21 protein-coding genes are annotated in these 19,492 nt (G+C 38.9%); 13 read left to right on the top strand and 8 right to left on the bottom strand.

Annotated elements, in window-relative coordinates:
• Positions 1-11 precede the first annotated feature (11 nt).
• From E0709_RS08650 to E0709_RS08640, 3 genes are read left to right on the top strand one after another with little or no spacing between them, the layout of a single operon-like run.
• Entirely contained in the window at positions 12-815 is an 804-nt protein-coding gene (locus tag E0709_RS08650) for a glycosyltransferase family 2 protein (RefSeq protein WP_132302448.1), read from the top strand.
• 8 nt (positions 816-823) lie between these two features.
• Positions 824-1,921 carry a lytic murein transglycosylase gene (locus E0709_RS08645; protein WP_132302449.1) on the top strand — a complete coding sequence of 366 codons (1,098 nt, stop codon included), beginning with the start codon at positions 824-826 and terminating at the stop codon, positions 1,919-1,921.
• 52 nt (positions 1,922-1,973) lie between these two features.
• Positions 1,974-2,870 carry a mechanosensitive ion channel family protein gene (locus E0709_RS08640; RefSeq protein WP_132302450.1) on the top strand — a complete coding sequence of 299 codons (897 nt, stop codon included), beginning with the start codon at positions 1,974-1,976 and terminating at the stop codon, positions 2,868-2,870.
• Positions 2,871-2,917: 47 nt separating this feature from the next.
• Here the strand turns inward: E0709_RS08640 and trpCF are convergent, their stop codons facing one another.
• The 7 genes from trpCF to vapB all read right to left on the bottom strand — a co-directional run bounded on the left by trpCF (position 2,918) and on the right by vapB (position 8,782).
• Positions 2,918-4,351 (bottom strand): bifunctional indole-3-glycerol-phosphate synthase TrpC/phosphoribosylanthranilate isomerase TrpF, encoded by a 1,434-nt coding sequence (gene trpCF / locus E0709_RS08635; RefSeq protein ID WP_132302451.1) that lies wholly within the window; start codon positions 4,349-4,351, stop codon positions 2,918-2,920.
• Between the two features lie 132 nt (positions 4,352-4,483).
• Positions 4,484-5,485, bottom strand: a complete 1,002-nt coding sequence (trpD, locus tag E0709_RS08630) for an anthranilate phosphoribosyltransferase (protein WP_132302452.1) — start codon at positions 5,483-5,485, stop codon at positions 4,484-4,486.
• Positions 5,486-5,495: 10 nt separating this feature from the next.
• Positions 5,496-5,882 (bottom strand): tautomerase family protein, encoded by a 387-nt coding sequence (locus tag E0709_RS08625; protein WP_132302453.1) that lies wholly within the window; start codon positions 5,880-5,882, stop codon positions 5,496-5,498.
• 9 nt (positions 5,883-5,891) lie between these two features.
• Positions 5,892-6,470, bottom strand: a complete 579-nt coding sequence (locus E0709_RS08620) for an aminodeoxychorismate/anthranilate synthase component II (protein ID WP_132302454.1) — start codon at positions 6,468-6,470, stop codon at positions 5,892-5,894.
• 10 nt (positions 6,471-6,480) lie between these two features.
• Positions 6,481-8,022 carry an anthranilate synthase component I gene (gene trpE / locus E0709_RS08615; RefSeq protein WP_132302455.1) on the bottom strand — a complete coding sequence of 514 codons (1,542 nt, stop codon included), beginning with the start codon at positions 8,020-8,022 and terminating at the stop codon, positions 6,481-6,483.
• Positions 8,023-8,131: 109 nt separating this feature from the next.
• Positions 8,132-8,536 carry a type II toxin-antitoxin system tRNA(fMet)-specific endonuclease VapC gene (gene vapC, locus E0709_RS08610; RefSeq protein WP_132302456.1) on the bottom strand — a complete coding sequence of 135 codons (405 nt, stop codon included), beginning with the start codon at positions 8,534-8,536 and terminating at the stop codon, positions 8,132-8,134.
• A gap of 12 nt (positions 8,537-8,548) precedes the next feature.
• A complete protein-coding gene (gene vapB, locus E0709_RS08605; protein WP_132302457.1) occupies positions 8,549-8,782 on the bottom strand; it encodes a type II toxin-antitoxin system VapB family antitoxin in 234 nt (77 codons plus the stop codon).
• Positions 8,783-8,986: 204 nt separating this feature from the next.
• Here vapB and E0709_RS08600 point away from each other — a divergent pair, with 204 nt between their 5' ends.
• The 10 genes from E0709_RS08600 to tyrA all read left to right on the top strand — a co-directional run bounded on the left by E0709_RS08600 (position 8,987) and on the right by tyrA (position 18,880).
• A complete protein-coding gene (locus E0709_RS08600; protein WP_132302458.1) occupies positions 8,987-9,913 on the top strand; it encodes an ABC transporter ATP-binding protein in 927 nt (308 codons plus the stop codon).
• 1 nt (position 9,914) lies between these two features.
• Positions 9,915-10,682 carry an ABC transporter permease gene (locus E0709_RS08595; RefSeq protein WP_132302459.1) on the top strand — a complete coding sequence of 256 codons (768 nt, stop codon included), beginning with the start codon at positions 9,915-9,917 and terminating at the stop codon, positions 10,680-10,682.
• Between the two features lie 68 nt (positions 10,683-10,750).
• On the top strand, positions 10,751-11,812 hold the full coding sequence (gene sohB, locus E0709_RS08590) for a protease SohB (RefSeq protein ID WP_132302460.1): 1,062 nt from the start codon (positions 10,751-10,753) through the stop codon (positions 11,810-11,812).
• A 202-nt stretch (positions 11,813-12,014) separates the two neighbouring features.
• Positions 12,015-12,860: an OmpA family protein gene (locus tag E0709_RS08585; RefSeq protein ID WP_132302461.1), complete on the top strand. Its 846-nt coding sequence runs from the start codon at positions 12,015-12,017 to the stop codon at positions 12,858-12,860.
• A gap of 108 nt (positions 12,861-12,968) precedes the next feature.
• Complete coding sequence (gene modF, locus E0709_RS08580) at positions 12,969-14,420, top strand: molybdate ABC transporter ATP-binding protein ModF (protein ID WP_132302462.1); 1,452 nt, start codon at positions 12,969-12,971, stop codon at positions 14,418-14,420.
• Positions 14,421-14,460: 40 nt separating this feature from the next.
• Positions 14,461-15,381 (top strand): SPFH domain-containing protein, encoded by a 921-nt coding sequence (locus tag E0709_RS08575; protein ID WP_132302463.1) that lies wholly within the window; start codon positions 14,461-14,463, stop codon positions 15,379-15,381.
• A gap of 9 nt (positions 15,382-15,390) precedes the next feature.
• Positions 15,391-15,849: an NfeD family protein gene (locus E0709_RS08570; RefSeq protein WP_132302464.1), complete on the top strand. Its 459-nt coding sequence runs from the start codon at positions 15,391-15,393 to the stop codon at positions 15,847-15,849.
• The gene (locus tag E0709_RS08565; protein WP_132302465.1) at positions 15,849-16,442 is read left to right on the top strand and encodes an NAD(P)H-dependent oxidoreductase; all 594 of its coding nucleotides are present in this window, start codon (positions 15,849-15,851) and stop codon (positions 16,440-16,442) included. Before E0709_RS08570 ends, E0709_RS08565 begins: the two co-directional genes overlap by 1 nt.
• Positions 16,443-16,664: 222 nt before the next feature.
• The gene (locus tag E0709_RS08560; protein ID WP_132302466.1) at positions 16,665-17,723 is read left to right on the top strand and encodes a 3-deoxy-7-phosphoheptulonate synthase; all 1,059 of its coding nucleotides are present in this window, start codon (positions 16,665-16,667) and stop codon (positions 17,721-17,723) included.
• 29 nt (positions 17,724-17,752) lie between these two features.
• Complete coding sequence (tyrA, locus tag E0709_RS08555) at positions 17,753-18,880, top strand: bifunctional chorismate mutase/prephenate dehydrogenase (RefSeq protein ID WP_132302467.1); 1,128 nt, start codon at positions 17,753-17,755, stop codon at positions 18,878-18,880.
• 88 nt (positions 18,881-18,968) lie between these two features.
• On the opposite strand, the gene ybaK is transcribed toward tyrA, so the two are convergent.
• Positions 18,969-19,457 carry a Cys-tRNA(Pro) deacylase gene (ybaK, locus tag E0709_RS08550; RefSeq protein ID WP_132302468.1) on the bottom strand — a complete coding sequence of 163 codons (489 nt, stop codon included), beginning with the start codon at positions 19,455-19,457 and terminating at the stop codon, positions 18,969-18,971.
• Positions 19,458-19,492 lie beyond the last annotated feature (35 nt).

Below are 19,492 nucleotides of genomic sequence, written 5' to 3'. Positions count from 1 at the left end.
CGGAACAAACAATGAAATTTTCAGTATTAATGTCCTTATACATCAAGGAAAATCCCACATTCTTACGGGAATGTTTACAAAGTTTAGTCGATCAAACTCACCCAGCCGATGAAATTGTGTTGGTGTTAGACGGTGCGATTACATCAGAATTGCAGGCGGTGATTGATGAATTTAAAGCAACATTACCTTTTAAATTAGTCCCATTAGAACAAAATGTTGGTTTAGGTAAAGCGTTAAATCAAGGGATAAAATCGGCGAGCCATGAATGGGTTTTCCGCATGGATACGGACGATATTTGCTATCCTGACCGTTTTGAAAAACAGCTTGCTTTTATTGAAGAAAATCCTGATGTGGTGATTTTCGGCGGACAAATTGCAGAATTTGGATCATCGATTGAGGATATTGTTAGCTTCCGTAAAGTGCCAACCACTGCGGATGAAATTGTAAAATTCACCCAAAAACGTTGCCCGTTTAATCACATGACCGTGGCTTATAAACGCCAAGCGGTATTGAATGCAGGCGGTTATCAAGGTTTGCAAGAAGATTATTATTTATGGATTAACTTAGTCGCTCACCATCCGACAAATGTCGCCAATTTGCCTGATGTACTGGTTTATGCAAGGGTAGGGAATGGCATGGTGGGTCGCCGACGTGGCATTGAGCAAGCCAAATTTGAATGGCAACTTTATCAATTAAAATCGCAAGTGAAATTACAAAATCCGGTGTCAGGTTTGGTGGTCTTTTTATCTCGCATGTTGCTACGCTTATTGCCAAAATCATTATTGGAAATAATCTATAAATTTATTCGGAAGTAGGAACGTAAATGAAAACTTTATTAGAAATCACCGCACTTTGTACGGGGTTAATCTTAGCTGGTTGTTCTTCATCAAATAATACGTCAAACTCAGCCGTCAATGCGTTAGACAGTAATGCAATCTACAGCAAAGATCGTACGTTAGATAATTTTAATGATTACGTACAATTTTTAAAACAAAAAGCCGTGGGACAGGGCGTATCTGCGAAAACCTTAAATGCTCAAAATAACATTCATTATATTGAAAGTGCGGTACGTTTAGATCAAAAACAAGCGGGCAATGCGGCACGCCTTAAAAATCAACCACCGTTACCACCCAATCCGAACGGCGTAACAAATTATATTAATAAACACTTAACCCAAGCCAAGGTGAATAAAGCGGAAGATAATTATTGGGACGTTCGCACGTCATTGCAAAAAGCCAGCCAAAAATACGGTGTGCAACAAGAATTTATTTTGGCACTGTGGGGCATGGAAAGCAGTTTTGGTTACTATCAAGGTAACTATGATGTGCTTTCTGTGTTAGCCACCTTGGCTTTTGACGGTCGCCGTGAAAAATTATTTAGCCAAGAATTTATTAATGCAATGAAAATGCTGGATCAAGGTTATTTAAACCGAACTCAAATGCTAGGTTCATGGGCGGGTGCAATGGGACAAACCCAATTTATGCCAACCTCCTATCTAAATTATGCTGTAGATGGTGATAATGACGGTCGTAAAGATATTTGGCAAAATGAACATGACGTTTTTGCTTCGATTGCAAATTATTTGCATACTGTCGGCTGGGATAACCGTTTACCTTGGGGCGTAGAAGTACAGCTTACTCAGCCCGTTAATCTTGCTTTATCTGGTACGGAAAAAAATAAAGCACGTTCTTTAACAAATTGGCAAGCTCAAGGTATCATGCTAAAAAGCAGTGCCGAAGCACAAAAATTAACTGCCTTATCTTCTGCGGATCTTTGGTTGGTGTTACCTGATAAACAAGTAGGAAGAGCATTCTTAGTTTCAAATAATTTTCGCACCATTTTAGACTGGAACCGTTCCAACTATTATGCGTTAAGTGTCGGCATGTTTGCGGATCGGATTAAGGCGGGAGCAGGTTTGTAATCTGAGTGAATTTATGTTGTAATAACATTTTATTAACAAATGAGGGGCAGTAATGTCAGAAAATACAGAAAACGTACAGTTAGACATCGTTGGACAAACGGGGCAAATTGTTGAATCTTTTATCAATATGGATATTAAACAAATTCTTAATGAGTGGGTTATTCCTTATGGAACCAAGATTTTACTTGCTATTTTAATTTTTTGGATCGGTAAACACATTTCTAGATTTGTGAGCAATATTTTAGGCAAAGCGGTATTGGCTTCTTCTAAAGATGATATGCTAAAAAGTTTTGTTAGCTCTATCAGTTATTTCTTATTGTTATTAATTACGGTGATTGCCGCTTTATCTCAATTAGGCATTAACACCAGTTCCTTGGTGGCATTAATCGGTGCGGCTGGTTTAGCCATTGGTTTATCCTTGCAAAATTCCTTGCAAAATTTCGCTGCGGGTGTGATGTTGCTGATTTTCAAACCTTTTAAAACAGGCGATTTTATTGAAGCAGGGGGAAAATCAGGTACCGTGAAACAAATGGGCTTGCTGATGTTAGAGCTAAAAACGGGCGATAACAAAGGTGTACTCGTACCAAATGGTAAGGTGTTTTCCGATAGCATTGTCAATTATTCCCTTAATCACACTCGCCGTGTGGAATGGGATTTTGATATTTCCTATGAATCTAACCTAAAACAAGCCAAAGAAATCGTGGATAGTTTGTTGGCAAAACACGAGTTGATCCTAAAAAATCCAGCCGCTACCGTGGTGGTTGGTGCATTAGAAGCAAGCAGTGTGCAGCTAAAAACTCGTTGCTGGGTGAAAACCTCCGATTACTGGACGGTGTATTGGGATATGTTGGAACAGGTCAAACTTGCCTTTGATGAAGCGGGTGTATCTATTCCTTATGACCAAATGGATTTGCATATTGTGAGCAATGCGAGCAATCAGCAAGATTAAGGTTTGAGCGGAAATATTAGGGCGGAAAAATCCGCCCTTTAGTTCATTTAAAAACGATGAATTTTTTCAAAAACTGCAGTCAATTTCTCCGCACTTTTTATCCCTTTGGCACTTTCTACGCCTGAATTTAAGTCTAGTCCTAAACAGCCTTGTTGAAGCGCAAGATCAATATTTTCTGGACTAATCCCACCTGCTAGCATAATGCGATTTTTCAATTCGGCAGGAATTTTTGACCAGTCAAAGGGTTTGCCTGTACCGCCTTGTTGATTACCTATTTGACTATCGAGAACATAGCGATTGACCACTGAAATTTCATCAATTTGCAGCGCAGTTTGGTTGTCAATATCCACCGAAACCGCTTGCCAGATTTGAATATTTTCAGGCAGTTCGGCACGAAGTGCGGTGATAAATTCGGCATTTTCTGAACCGTGTAATTGCACCGCAAAAAGTTGCAGTTGGCTGGCAATTTTCACGATAAAATCAATTTCCTGATTCTGGAAAACACCGACAAAACGCAATGGGGCAGTGGTGACTAATTCTTGTGCTTGTCTCAAACTGAGCTTCCTTGGGGATTTTTCCGCAAAAATTAAACCGCCGTATAAAGCGCCTTGCTTGTATGCTTCTTGCACATCTTGCGGACGAGTTAAACCGCAGACTTTATTTTCGCCGAAAATCACTGAACGTACGGCATTATTTAAATCTGTACTACCCATTAAGCTACTGCCGATTAAAAAGCCGTGTGACACAGATTTTAGCTGTTGCACTTGAGCGTGTGTATAAATCCCTGATTCGCTGATAATGCGAGAATCCGCTGGAATCTGATGTTGATATTTTTCCACCAAGTATTTGACCCGATTTAAATCCACCGTGAGATCGTGCAAATTACGGTTATTTACCCCGATAATTTTTGCCCCTAAGCTCAAGGCTCGTTCAAATTCCGCTTCGTTACTGGTTTCGGTTAATACACCCATATCAAGCTGATGAGCAAGGTCAGATAATTTTTGGTATGTTTCATCATCTACCACGGAAAGCATTAATAAAATCGCATCTGCTTGGTGGTAGCGAGCCAAATAAACTTGGTATTCGTCCACCATAAAATCCTTGCATAACACGGGCTGGCTGACGATATTTCGTACTTGCTGAATATAAGCAAAATCACCTTGGAAATATTTTTCATCAGTCAGTACGGAAATAGCGGTCGCATAATGTTTATATACATGAGCAATCTCTGCCAAATTGAATTCGGCACGAATTAAGCCTTTAGACGGCGAGGCTTTTTTACATTCTAAAATAAAAGCAGGTTGTTGATGATTGCCTTGTGTCTTTGATGACATTAGGGCTTGATAAAAACTGCGGTCAGAATGGGTGATTTTTTGTTGAAATTCGTTTAGCGGAAATTCGGTTTTTTTCTGTTTTACCCAGTCCAATTTATCGAGTACGATTTTTTGGAGAATGGTTGGGGCGTTTTTGTTGATGTTCATATTTTTTTATTCTGGATTGTTTTGATAGTTGTAGGGGCGTATTGCATACGCCCTAACGCTCAATTTTATCATTATTCATGATTTATGTAGGATTTTTGGGCGTATGCAATACGCCCCTACAATGTTTATATGTTAATACTGGGTTAATTTTAGCAAAGTTTGATAAGGTTTACCGCTTGCTATCACACCAAGGACTTGTTCTGCATTTTGTTTCAAATCTTGATGACCAAACACTTTCATTAACATGGCTACGTTCATTGCCACGGCTTGAACGTGTTCGGTTTTGCCTTTGCCTTGTAAAAGTGCGGTGAGAAATTGTGCATTTTCTGCTGGTTCACCACCACGTAGGCTTTCTAGTGGTTGTGGTTCAAAACCGAAATCATACGGTGTGACCCTGTAATATTCAATCTTGCCGTTTCTAATTTCTGCGATATCCGTTCTGCCATGAATGGCGACTTCATCTAGCCCTAAACCATGTACCACAATGGTATTTTTACCTCCTAAACGGACTACCGTTTCCGCATAAGGTTTAATTAAATCTGGCGAATACACCCCTAATAATTGATGCGTTGGGCGAGCAGGGTTACATAATGGACCAAGAATGTTAAACAATGTGCGAGTCTTCAAGGCTTGGCGAACTGGAGCAGCATATTTAAAACCTTGATGATATTGTTGCGCCCATAAAAAGCAAATATTGGTTTCATCTAACGCCTTGCGTGCGGTTTCAGCACGCATTCCAATATTTACCCCTAACGCACTCAGTACATCACTCGCCCCAGTTTTGCTCGATACACTACGATTGCCGTGTTTGGCAACTTTAAAACCAAGACTGGCAGCCACAATGGCAGAGGCAGTGGAAATATTAATGGTGTTGGCACCATCTCCCCCCGTTCCGACAATATCGGCAAAATCATAATATGGGGTAGGGAAATGTTGAGCATTTGCCACCACAGCATTGACTGCACCACTGATTTCTTCTGGTGTTTCGCCACGTAATTTTAAGGCAATTAATGCCCCTGCTAATTGTTCATTGGCTAATTCACCGTGCATAACAGCGTTAAATAGTTGTTCTGCTTGTTTTTGGCTTAATGGTTGTTTTTCAAAGAGTTGAGCCAGTAATTGTTCGGTTGTCATTTTGTTCTCCTTAACGATAAATACTATAAGCTAAGTCGTTGGCTTCGTCACCTGTCATACCACGGAAACCCCAACAATGTGGCGGTTGTTCTTTAATGGTGATTTCCACATCAATGGCATTAATATCCGCCCGTTGTTCCAATTCACAAAACAGCATTTTAATCAGCCGTTTTTTGGTATCTTCGGAACGCCCTTGCATCAGGTTAATTTCAACCACAATAAAATCGTCCGTTCGCCCCTCGGGACAGAAAAAATCTTCTCGTTCTAAGCCGATAAAACGTAAAGTATGTTTACGTGGGGGAATATCCAGTTGCATATTTAAGCAATCGTAAATTGCCTGCATAATCTGCTGTTTTCGTGGTGCAAGCGTGTGTTTTAAACCATAAACAATAATCATAATTTCCTCTTATCGGTTAACTAACCAACGAATTGAATTTTCTAATAATTTTCCACCTTGAACAGTTAAAATACTTTCAGGGTGAAATTGAAAGGCACAAATTGGCAAGGTGCGATGACGAATTGCCATAATAATATGGTGATATTCTGCATTGACGATTAATTCATCGGGTAATTCGGTTCCCATGAGGGAATGATAGCGAGCCACGGGCATTGGATTAGGTAAATTCTTAAACATGGCTTGTTCATCATGGTTGATTTTTGACACTTTGCCGTGTAACACTTCGCCTGCATGAACCACCTTGCCGCCGAAAGATTCAATTAAGGCTTGATGTCCCAAACAAATCCCAATAATCGGCACTTGATTTTTGACTTTCTCAATTAAGGCAAGCATATTGCCAGCTTGAGCAGGTGTACCAGGTCCGGGAGAGAGTGCCAAAATACTGTCAGGTTCAAGGCAGATTTTGGTTAAAAAATCCAGATCGCAGTCGTTGCGATAGACTTTTACGTTATGCCCCAGTGTGCGGAATTGATCCACCAGATTGTAAGTAAAGGAATCAAAATTGTCTAAAAATACGATAGTTGCCATAATTTGTTCCTTATGCGAGTTGGTTAGTTTGAATAATGGTATTTAACACCGCACGAGCTTTATGACGAGTTTCGTCCGCTTCCATTTGTGGATCGGAATCCAACACTTCGCCACAGCCTGCTTGCACGTGTGCTATGCCATTTTGTACAAAGGCGGAACGAATCACAATGCAAGTGTCGAAATTACCGTCTGAACCTAAATAGCCCACTGCACCGCCGTAGCTATGGCGTTTTTCTTGCTCAAATTGATAAATCAACTGCATAGCTTTAATTTTCGGCGCACCTGTTAGCGTTCCCATATTCATACAGGCTTGATAAGCATGTAAGGCATCTAATTCAGAGCGAAGTTTACCCACTACACGAGAAACCAAGTGCATAATATGTGAATAGCGATCGACCTGCATTAAATCACACACTTGACGTGTACCACTTTCGCAGACTCGAGCAATATCGTTACGGGCTAAATCCACCAACATCAAATGTTCGGCTAATTCTTTATGATCTAATCGCATTTCTAATTCTAAACGAGCATCAAGTTCAGGATCGATCTGACCATTGGCATCAAATCCCCGTGGGCGAGATCCTGCAATCGGGTAAATTTCCAACTGGCGATTTTCCGCTGAATATTTTAATGCACTTTCAGGTGATGCACCGAATAGGGTAAATTCATCATCTTGCATAAAGAACATATAGGGGCTTGGATTATTCAATTTTAACTGACGATAGGTCGCCAGCGTATTGGGACAAGGCAACGAAAAACGGCGAGATGGCACAATTTGGAATACATCACCGTCATAAATATGACGTTTAAGTGCGGTGATAATTTGTTTAAATTTGCCGTCATCGTGATTAATTTGTACCTGCGTATCCGCTTTTTGAATGGCGGGTAACGGTTTCAAGTTCTGTAAATCTTGCGAAATTTTCACCGCACTTTGTTGCAAATCCGCTAATGCTTTGGAATTAAAACAGAAAGTTTGCAATGTTGCCTGTTGGGTTGGGTGATCAAAACGCAGTAAATTTTCTGCTAGATAAAAGACATAATCGGGGCAGGTTAAACCATCATCTTGTAACTGAATACCGTCCATCGGAATAAAATTTGCCACTAAATCATAGGCAAATAATCCGCCTAAAAAAATGGGCGTTTGACTATGAGAATAAAGCGTAGCAATTTGACGAAGTCCGTCAAATACAGTGGCAGATTGTAATTTACTGTCTTCATCAAGATTTTGATCGAGTGCTGCAAATTCTGCTTGTAGGGTAGTTTGATTAAGTTTCGTGAGTGTAGCTAAACCCTGTAACTTTTGTTCAAGGTGAATTAAAACGGTATTTCCATTATCCGTTAATGCTTTAAATGTGACAATTTGTCCTGTGCAAGAAATTTTTACTGCCGCATTGATCAGTAACAAACTTTTTAAACTATTTTTACTGGAAATCTCCGCACTTTCAAGCAGTAAACTATTCGTATTGGGTGGACAAAGGGTGGTTAGCACTTGGGTGAGATCAAGATGATAATCTACTTGTTTATTCAATACCTGAATATAAGGTTGAAACATAAAATATCCTTATTAAAATTCTTTTGTACTATTAAACTAGTACAAAAGAATTTTGTCAAGGGATTTTTGTGTTATTTCACGAGAGTGTTGAAATAGGTTTGCTATACTTTTATTCTTTAATCCAATTTTGGGTGATTAATCCTGAAACTCGCTCAAATTCTCGCAGATTATTACTTACCAAAATTAATCCTTCACTGCGAGCGTGAGCGGCAATATGCAGATCATTTTCACCGATAAGATTACCTTGTTTGCTTAATTCGGCTTTAATATTGCCATAATGGGCGGCATTTTTGGGCGTGTAATCTACGACTTTTAGGCGAGAAAGAAAGTCATCAATCACACTCAAATTACGCTCAGGATAAGCACTTTTTTCTGCACCATAATACAACTCGCCAACGGTAATGCTACTCACACACATTCGCCCAATGTTGAGATTAAACATATTCAACACTTCAAGCGGACGGTGTTTGATGACATAAATCACCATATTGGTGTCTAGCATATATTTCAGCATTATTTTCTCCGATTAAAAACTCTCACGCTCAGGTTGCACGCCTTGATTACGCTCATTCATAAAATCATCACTGACCTTATTAGGTGATAGGAAAAAGCTCTCCCACATTTGATCTAATGGGGTCAAAATACGTTCTTGCCCAACCACTCGCACGGCGACTTTTTTTACATTTTCGTCAAATCGTACTTCCGCAGGCAAACGCACAGCTTGCGTGCGATTAGTCATAAAAACAGATGCTTCAACCATTTTATGCTCCTTTTATTTTTGTATTTAGCAAGAGTATATACTTGATAGCAGGGCGTGTAAACCAAAATATCAACAATCTTTAAGCGTTCGGATTTTTTTGTAGCGATTAAATAGAAAAAGTGCGGTGTTTTTTGCCTGATTTTGTAAAAAACGTTATCATAGTCGGCTTGAAAATAAGAAGAATAACAAAAAAGGTAAACGCAAATGTTTGCATTAGAAATAAAAGGCTTAACCAAGGCTTATAAAAATGGTGTCAAAGCCTTACATGGGATTGACTTAACCGTAGAACGTGGCGATTTTTATGCGTTACTTGGACATAATGGGGCAGGGAAATCTACGACTATCGGCATTATCAGCTCGTTGGTGAATAAAACCAGTGGCACGGTAAAAGTGTTTGGCTATGATTTAGATCAACAGCTGAATTTAGTTAAGCAATGTATCGGGTTAGTGCCACAGGAATTTAATTTTAACCAGTTTGAAAAAGTGATGGATATTTTAATTAATCAAGCGGGTTATTATGGGATTGTGCGTGCGGATGCTGTGCAGCGAGCTGAAATCTGGTTAAAACGATTGGATTTATGGGATAAACGTCATCAGCAAGCGAGAAGATTATCAGGGGGTATGAAACGCCGTTTGATGATTGCACGAGCCTTAATGCATCAACCTAACTTATTGATTTTAGATGAACCCACTGCAGGGGTGGATATTGAATTACGTCGCAGTTTATGGATGTTTTTGGCGGAAATCAATCAGCAAGGCACCACCATTATTTTAACCACGCATTATTTAGAAGAAGCAGAGATGTTATGTCGCCATATCGGGATTATTCAGCAAGGGCGATTAGTGCAAAATATGGCAATGAAAGATCTTCTGGCTAAATTGGAAACAGAAACCTTTATTCTAGATTTAGATAAAAATGCGACGTTGTCACAAATTAAAGGTTACCAGATAAAGGCGTTGGAGCAATGTTCTATTGAAGTAGAAGTCCACCGAGAACAAGGGCTAAATTCTCTGTTCATTCAACTGGCAACACAACAGGTACAGGTACTCAGTATGCGGAATAAAACTAATCGCTTAGAAGAATTATTTGTCAGAATGGCGTTAAATAAACCGGCAATAGAGGATAAATAGCATGAAATTAATTTGGGTGGCTTTTTACACCATTCTACGCAAAGAAATTCGCCGTTTTATGCGGATTTGGGTACAAACGCTGGTGCCTCCGGTGATTACCATGACGTTGTATTTTGTGATTTTTGGACAATTAATTGGTAGTCGAATTGGGGAGATGGCTGGCTTTAGTTATATGCAATTTATTGTGCCGGGCTTGATTATGATGTCGTCCTTAACCAATTCTTTTGCGAATGTCGCTTCGTCTTTTTATAGCACGAAATTTGCACGTAATGTGGAAGAATTGCTGATTTCCCCAGTATCCCCCCATATTATTATTTTAGGCTATATGGCAGGTGGTATGGTACGGGGAGTATTGGTCGGGATATTAGTCACCATGGTGTCGTTATTTTTTGTGTCCTTTGATATTTATGCTTGGGGCGTGATTGCTTTGACCTTGTTATTTACCACTGCCACGTTTTCCTTGGGGGGCTTGATAAATGCGATTTTTGCTCAATCATTTGATGATATTAGTATTATTCCGACTTTCGTGTTAACGCCGTTAACCTATTTAGGAGGGGTATTTTATTCGATCGCCCTGTTACCGCCCTTTTGGCAAGGTGTATCGAAATTAAATCCGATTGTGTATATGATCAATGGTTTTCGTTATGGTTTTTTAGGCATAAGTGATGTACCCTTGGTTTATACCTTTACAGTTTTGATCTTGTTTATTTCCGTGTTATACGGCATTGCGTATTACTTAATTAGCCGTGGTATTGGGTTACGTAGTTAAGATTGAATCGTTAGTCACACCGAAAGTGCGGTGTATTTTTAGGCATTTTTATAGGAGAAACAACAGAGATGTGGTCTGAAATTGCAATCGGTTATGGGATTTTTATTTTAGAAATTTTAACCATTTTATTAGTTATTGCTGGGATTGTCGCCGTGATTATGGCGTTAAAAGAGAAGTCTGCTCATTCTCATGGTGAATTAAAGATTACCGATTTATCGGAACAATATGAGGATAACAGCAAAAAATTGCGTGATTTTCATTTAACTGAAGATGAATTAAAGGAACAACAAAAAGCCGAGAAAAAAGCGGAAAAAGCCAAAGTGAAAGCCTTGAAAGCTAAACGTAAAAAAGGTGAAGTGATTGAAGAAGAAACGAAACCAATTTTATATGTGTTGAATTTTAAAGGCGATATTCAAGCGTCTGAAACCACTGCATTACGTGAAGAAATTAGTGCCATTTTGCAAGTGGCCGATCCTGCAAAAGATGAAGTATTATTACGTTTAGAAAGCCCCGGTGGTGTGGTGCATGGCTATGGTTTAGCCGCTTCGCAGCTGGCTCGTTTAAAACAAAAAGGGATTAAACTCACGGTAGCGGTGGATAAGGTGGCAGCCAGTGGAGGTTATATGATGGCTTGTGTGGCAGATCGTATTATTTCTGCACCTTTTGCGATTATCGGTTCCGTTGGGGTGGTGGCACAAATTCCAAACATTCATCGTTTATTGAAAAAACATGATGTAGATGTGGATGTCATGACAGCAGGCGAATATAAACGTACGGTTACGGTGTTGGGGGAAAACACCGAAAAAGGCAAACAAAAATTCCAGCAAGAATTGGAACAAACCCACGAATTATTTAAACAATTTGTCACGCAACATCGACCGCAGTTAGATGTGGCGAAAATTGCCACTGGCGAGCATTGGTTTGGTCAACAAGCCTTGGATTTACATTTGGTCGATGAAATTGCCACCAGCGATGATATAATTTTGCAAGCGATGGGTGAAAAATCCGTACTAGGTGTACAGTATAAGCAGAAAAAATCTTTGTTACAAAAAATAGGTAAACAAACCGAAGAAAGTGCCAATAATTTGTTACTTAATTGGTTAAAAGGTGATGAAAGAACCTTTTTATAGTGTCTTTACAATCTTTACAAAAAATTTTTATGATACGGAGAAATTTGTTTTACTTTATTATTGTTTAATATTACCATAATCTGGGGTTATAGTAGTAATTATTGCAATAATAACGAGAATTAAGATAATTATTGTTTTTAGTTTAGCTATAATTATGATTGGGCGTTTTAGGATTATGAGCATATTATTTAAGGTAAAACGAATGAAATTATCACATTTTTTATTATCAACTATTACCGCAACGACCTTGGTAGCTTGTGGAAATTTAAGCAATATTACCGATGAGGGACAGCCCTCAGGGGAAACAACAGAGCAGGCTGTGGCTAATTTAGTATGGCCTAAAATTGATAAATCTCTTTTTAATCATGATGGATCTCAATTTGGATCTTGGCCAAATTGGGATAATGTTCGTATGATTGAACGAGGTATGAATAAAGACCAAATACGTAATTTATTAGGTCGTCCACATTTTGCCGAAGGTTTATATGGCGTGCGTGAATGGGATTATGCCTTTAACTATCGTGAAAATGGTGAACACAAAATTTGTCAATACAAAATTTTGTTTGACAAAAACATGAATGCACAAAGTTTCTTCTGGTACCCTAATGGCTGTAATGGTCATTCATCGTTTGATTTAAGTGGTGATTTCTTATTTGACTTTAATAACGACATGTTAACGGTTAAAGGTCGAGAAGTGGTCGATAGTGTGGCAGCACAATTGATTAAATCAGGTGCGAAAAACGTTTCTATTGATGGTTATACCGACCGTTTAGGTTCTGACGCTTATAACTTAGATTTATCACAACGTCGTGCAGATCGCGTTAAAGTGCGATTAATTGAACAAGGTGTTCACGCTAATTTTGTTGTCACCGGACATGGTAAAGCGAATCAAGTTAAAGCTTGTGATGGAGAAAGTGGTCAGGCGTTGAGAGATTGTTTACGTCCTAACCGTCGCGTAGAAATTAAATCTTCCGGTATCGTATTGAACCAATCTGAATCAAGTAATGTTGCAGGTCCTAAAGGTCCGACTCCTTACTATCAAAAATAATATAGTGTTTTGATTGATGCAAAGGTTAAACGTTGGTTTAACCTTTTCTTTTGTTTGTTAGTCAGATAATATGGTGGAAATTTTAGTATAAAATAAGGGTAATAAGTCATGAAACAAGTCAATCTTCAACAAGCAGAATGCTTATTAAATCAAAAAAATCGTTTAAAAATACCGCACTTTCAAATTCAACAAGGTGATTTTTGGGTTGTGGTGGGGAGTAATGGAAGTGGTAAAACCGCTTTTTCCTTAGCAATTGAAGGTAAAATACCTGTTTATGATGGATTATATGAAAATACCTTTGATAATATTCAGCAATTTTCTTTTGAAAAACAACAGAAGATTTTGGAACAGACCTTTCGTGAACGTAATAATGATTGTATTAGCCCGGATGATTTTGGTAAAACCGCCCGTGAGACTATTTTAAATGGGTCAAATCACCATCAACTATGTGAACAATATGCTGAATTACTCGGTATCACGACATTTCTAGATCGCCCTTTTATGCATGTTTCTACCGGTGAAAGCCGTAAAATATTGCTAGCTCAAACCTTGGTGCAACAACCTGATTTATTGATCTTAGATGAACCTTTTGAGGGATTGGATCAGAAATCTGTACAAGAGTGGCAATATTTATTACAACAATTATCAGAACAAACCACTTTATTACTGATTATTAATCGTTTTAATGATATTCCAATCTGTGCCAAACAAATAGCTTTACTTGCGCATTGTGAATTAATTTTACAGGGTAAGCGAACGGAGATTGAACAACATAGTATTTTTCAGCAACTAAAATATGCTGAAAATGCGATTAATGTACCACTACCTGAGAGTGCTGCTCCAATACTAAAAATCGATCAAAATATACCGCACTTTGAATTGGAAAACGTAACTATTCAATATGCGGATAAGGTCATTTTAGATAAGTTGAACTGGGTTGTACAACCCCATCAACACTGGTGGATTAAAGGACCAAATGGAGCCGGTAAATCTACCTTACTTTCGATTATTACCGGTGATCATCCGCAATCTTATAGCAATATTGTACGATTATTTGGTCGTCAGCGGGGAACAGGAGAAAGTATTTGGGATATTAAATCCAAAATGGGTTACATCAGCAGTCAACTACATATGGATTATCGAGTCAATTGTTCCGTGTTAGATGTGATTATTTCGGGCTTTTTTGATAGTATAGGGATTTATCAGCGTATTCCAGATGCCTTGCGAGTAAAAGCAATGCAATGGCTAGCACGAATAAATCTTGCGAATTTAGCTAAAAAGCCTTTTCGTTCCCTTTCTTGGGGACAGCAACGGTTATTATTGATTACGCGAGCAATGGTAAAATATCCTCCGATATTAATTTTAGATGAGCCCCTACAAGGTTTGGATGGGTTAAATCGTACATTGGTAAAATCCTTTATTGATCAGCTAGTTAAGAATAGTGGCACTCAATTATTATTTGTCTCTCATCAGGATCAAGATGCACCACAATGTATTACCCACATTTTTGAATTTGTACCGCAAGAAAAAGGTTATAAATATGTACAAACTGCGGTGTAAAATGCTATAGTTTTGAAGATTTTTTATTAAGGAGATTAGTATGGATTTCTATGATGGCTTACCCGTTGCAACTATTGTGTTTATTGCTTTAGTTGCGTTTATCTTATATTCAACCTTAAAAACTGTGCCACAAGGTTATCACTGGACGATTGAGCGTTTTGGTCGTTATACCAGAACCCTTTCACCGGGATTAAACTTTGTCATTCCTTTTGTGGATCGTGTGGGTCGTAAAATTAATATGATGGAACAAGTGTTAGATATTCCATCGCAAGAAGTGATTTCGAAAGATAATGCCAATGTGTCCATTGATGCGGTGTGTTTTGTGCAAGTGATTGATGCACGCAGTGCGGCTTATGAAGTCAATCACTTAGAACAAGCTATTGTGAATTTGGTGATGACCAATATTCGTACTGTGTTAGGGAGTATGGAATTAGATGAAATGCTTTCACAACGAGATAGTATTAATGGTCGTTTGCTTGCTATCGTTGATGAAGCGACTAATCCTTGGGGCGTAAAAGTGACCCGTATTGAAATTCGAGATGTGCGTCCGCCACGTGAATTAAGTGAAGCCATGAATGCACAAATGAAAGCAGAACGTAATAAACGGGCGGAAGTGTTGGAGGCCGAAGGGGTTCGTCAGGCACAAATTTTACGTGCAGAAGGGGAGAAACAATCCCGTATTTTGCGTGCAGAAGGGGAAAAACAAGAAGCGATTTTACAAGCGGAAGCACGCGAACGTTCGGCAGAAGCGGAAGCAAAAGCCACCCAAATGGTATCTGAAGCAATTACCAATGGGGATACCAAAGCAATTAATTATTTTATTGCACAAAAATATACCGAAGCTTTGAAACATATTGGTAGTTCAAATAATAGCAAAGTTGTATTAATGCCATTAGAAGCAGGCAATTTAATTGGCTCAGTGGCAGGGATTGCGGAATTATTAAAAGTCGATAAAAAATAAGGAGTTGCGATGGAATGGTTGGCAACGTGGACGGCATGGCATTGGTTGATCTTAGGGTTTGCCTTATTGATTGCTGAAATTATACTGCCGGGTGTTTTCTTACTTTGGTGGGGATTAGCTGCCATTGTAGTGGCGGGTATAATAAAAGTTTTCCCAACGCTTTCCCTTGCCTCAGCAGGGATTATTTATGCCATTTTAGCCAGCATTTTGAGTGTGATTTGGTGGAAATATCAGCATAAAAAAGATCTGGTAGATGAAAAACAATCTCGTTTAAATCAACGTGATCATGCTATGCTCGGCACTATCGGTATTGTGCAAGAAATCAATCATAATGGTATTGGTCGAGGACATTTCGGTGATACCACTTGGCGAATCCAACAATTGTCAGATGAGAGGTTACAAGTGGGAGATCGTATCCAAGTCATCAGTGTACAAGGTATCACATTAACAGTTCAAAAGGTGAATTAATGAAGCAACATTTAGTTATTTTCGCACATCCAAACCATCATAGTTTTACTAAAGCGATGGTGAATGAAGTCATAAAAACCAGCGACCAGTTTGGGGCGAATACGGTGGTAAGAAATCTTTACGCTTTGAATTTTAATCCTGTGTTATCCAAAGACGAAATGCAAGGCGTATGTCAAGGAATTATCCCGGAAGAAGTGAGTTATGAACAAAAACTGATTCAACAAGCAGATTTAATTACCTTGGTTTATCCTGTGTGGTGGATGGGGTATCCTGCTATTTTAAAAGGCTATTTTGATCGCGTTTTAACTCATGGTTTTGCTTATCAAACGAGTGAAGAGGGGTCGGTTGGATTGTTGCAAGGTAAGAAGATGCAACAGTTTATTAATATTGGCAATAACGTTGTTAATTATCAAGAAATAGGTTTTGCTCAAGCTTTGGATGTGTGCTTAGTCAATGGTTTGTTTAATTATTGTGGGATTACAGATATTGAGCATACATTATTTGGTGATTTGCATATTATTAGTGATCAAGAACGTCAAGCTATGTTGCAGGAAGTGGGTGAAAAAACTTTACAGAATTTGACCGCACTTTAATCACCCCGCACCGATAACCCCGTACTGATAGTCCCGCACTGACGTACGGGGTTAGTTATGTGACGCCACGCTGTGGCTTTTTTATTTGGAAAAGATGCGGCGCATCGTTATATTAATAACCTTGTAGGTTAGTGCAAGGAAAAAGATTGCTATTTATTTTATTATAATGTATTTTATTATTTACATCATATGTAATTAATTTTTTACACAAAGGAACTCAGCATGAACAAAGATAGTATTCATAACGTCCATATCGTTGATGAAAAAGTATTAATCACTCCCGCCGAATTAAAGCAAAAATTACCCCTACCGCAACATTTGCGCCAACGAATTGAACAACACCGTCAAGATATTTCGTCTATTATCCACAAAAAAGATTCTCGTCTATTAGTGGTCATTGGACCTTGTTCTATTCATGATATTGAAGCCGCATTAGATTACGCTAAACGTTTAAAAGCACTATCAGACGAATTGCAAGATCAGCTTTATATTGTCATGCGTGTTTACTTTGAAAAACCACGCACCACGGTTGGCTGGAAAGGTTTAATTAATGACCCGAAAATTGATGGTTCTTTTGATGTTGAAAATGGGTTACATATTGCTCGAAAATTATTACTAGCACTGGTGGATATGGGCTTGCCGTTAGCGACCGAAGCGCTTGATCCAATTACGCCACAATATTTAGCAGATTTGTTTAGCTGGTCAGCCATTGGTGCAAGAACCACGGAATCACAAACTCACCGTGAATTGGCATCTGGTTTGTCGATGGCTGTGGGCTTTAAAAACGGTACAGACGGCAGTTTAGCAACAGCCATTAATGCCATGAAAGCGGCTTCAATGCAACATAGTTTTATTGGCATCAACCAAAAAGGGCAAGTCAATTTATTACATACCGAAGGCAATCCAGACGGCCATGTGATTTTACGTGGCGGCAAAACCCCGAATTACCAAACAGAGTTTGTACAACAATGTGAACAGGCATTAGAAAAAGCAGGATTAGAAACGGCGATTATGATCGATTGTAGTCATGCTAACTCTAATAAAGATTACCGCTTACAACCATCAGTTGCCGAAAATGCATTACAACAGCTCGTGAATGGTAGTCGCTCAATTATTGGTTTGATGTTAGAAAGTAATATTAACGCTGGCAACCAAAGTGCAGAGCAACCAGTGAATGAGATGAAATATGGCGTATCCATTACCGATGCCTGTATTGATTGGGAAACAACGGATGAGCTGCTACGCAAAATTGCAGATGGATTAAAAAATCGAGTAAAATAGACCGCACTTTTGTCTGTATGGAATAGAAAATGGACGTATTAAAAGAGATAAGAAACGAAATAGATCGGCTAGATAGTGAATTAATTGACCTTTTCGCTAAACGTCTTGCGTTGGTGAAAAAAGTTGGGGAAGTAAAACATCAGCACGGTTTACCGATTTATGTGCCTGAACGTGAAGCGGATATGTTAGCGGCGCGTCGTCAAGAAGCAGAAAAAATGGGGATACCAGCAGATTTAATTGAAGATGTGCTACGCCGTGTGATGCGTGAATCCTATACCAGTGAGCATCATTTAGGATTTAAAACGGTCAATCCTAACATTAAAAAAATCGTGATTGTCGGTGGTAAAGGAAAATTGGGCGGATTATTTGCTCGATTTTTACAAGCATCCGGTTATTTTGTGGATGTACTTGGTCGTCAAGATTGGCAAAGTGCGGATCAAATTTTGGCACATTCTGATGTGGTCATTGTCTGTGTGCCAATTGCTAATACCTTACAAACGATTGAGCGCCTACAACCTTATTTAACAGAAAACATGCTATTAACGGATTTAACATCGGTGAAACGTCAGCCACTACAAAAAATGTTAGAAGTACATAATGGTGCCGTAGTAGGTTTACACCCCATGTTTGGTCCCGATATTGCCAGTATGGCAAAACAAGTGATAGTACGTTGTGATGGGCGTTATCCTGAACGTTATCAATGGTTGCTGGATCAAATTACCATTTGGGGAGCAAAAATTTATCAAGTGGATGCGACAGAACACGATCATAGTATGACCTATATTCAAGCCTTACGCCATTTTGCTACCTTTGCTAATGGGTTGCATTTGTCTAAACAACCAGTCAAACTGGCTAATCTTTTAGCGCTTTCTTCTCCGATTTATCGCTTAGAATTAGCCATGATAGGGCGTTTATTTGCTCAAGACGGCGGATTATATGCGGATATTATTATGGATAAACCAGAAAATTTAGCTGTAATTGAAAGCCTAAAACAAAGCTACGAAGAAAGTTTGAAATTCTTTGAAACAGGTGATAAACAAGGTTTTATTGATACCTTTAATCAAGTTAGCCAATGGTTCGGTGAATATTCCGATCTGTTTATGAAAGAAAGTCGTCAGTTATTGCAACAGGCGAATGATAGTCGGCAGCATGGTTAATGACTTGCGCTAGTGTACAGGGCTAATAGCGTAACAATGATGATCCACATCTTCATTTTATTGTGCGTAGCCCAGTACATCCGTATTGTTATGTGTTATCTCCATCATCCACAATATTCCAAAATTCTGCCCCCAGCACCTTGGCTAAATCCTGTGGGGCAAGTTTTACACTTAATCCACGTTTTCCTCCTGAAACAAAAATATGCTCAAAATTCACCGCACTTTGGTCAATTACCGTTTTTAATCGTTTCTTTTGTCCTAAGGGACTGATTCCACCCACTAAATAGCCACTGCTTTTTTGTGCAAAATCTTTATCTGCCATTTCGACTTTTTTTACGCCGAGTGCTTTTGCTGCTTTTTTGAGATTGAGCATATTGGCTGTCGGTAATACAAAACAAGCGAGTTTCTTTTGATCGCCATTTTCTGCCACTAATAAGGTTTTAAAGGACTGTCTTGGATCAAGTCCTAATTTTTCGGCTGCTTCATCACCGAAATGCGTATTATGGGGATCATGCTCATAAGCATGTAGGCTAAAGGCAATTTTCTGTTTTTTTAATAAATCAATGGCTGGTGTCATTTTCTTTTCTTCCTGAAAAAGTATAGAATGTAGCG

It is taken from the genome of Lonepinella koalarum, from assembly GCF_004565475.1.
Taxonomy (GTDB): Bacteria; Pseudomonadota; Gammaproteobacteria; order Enterobacterales; family Pasteurellaceae; genus Lonepinella; species Lonepinella koalarum.
This window is presented reverse-complemented; position numbering and strand designations above follow the sequence as displayed.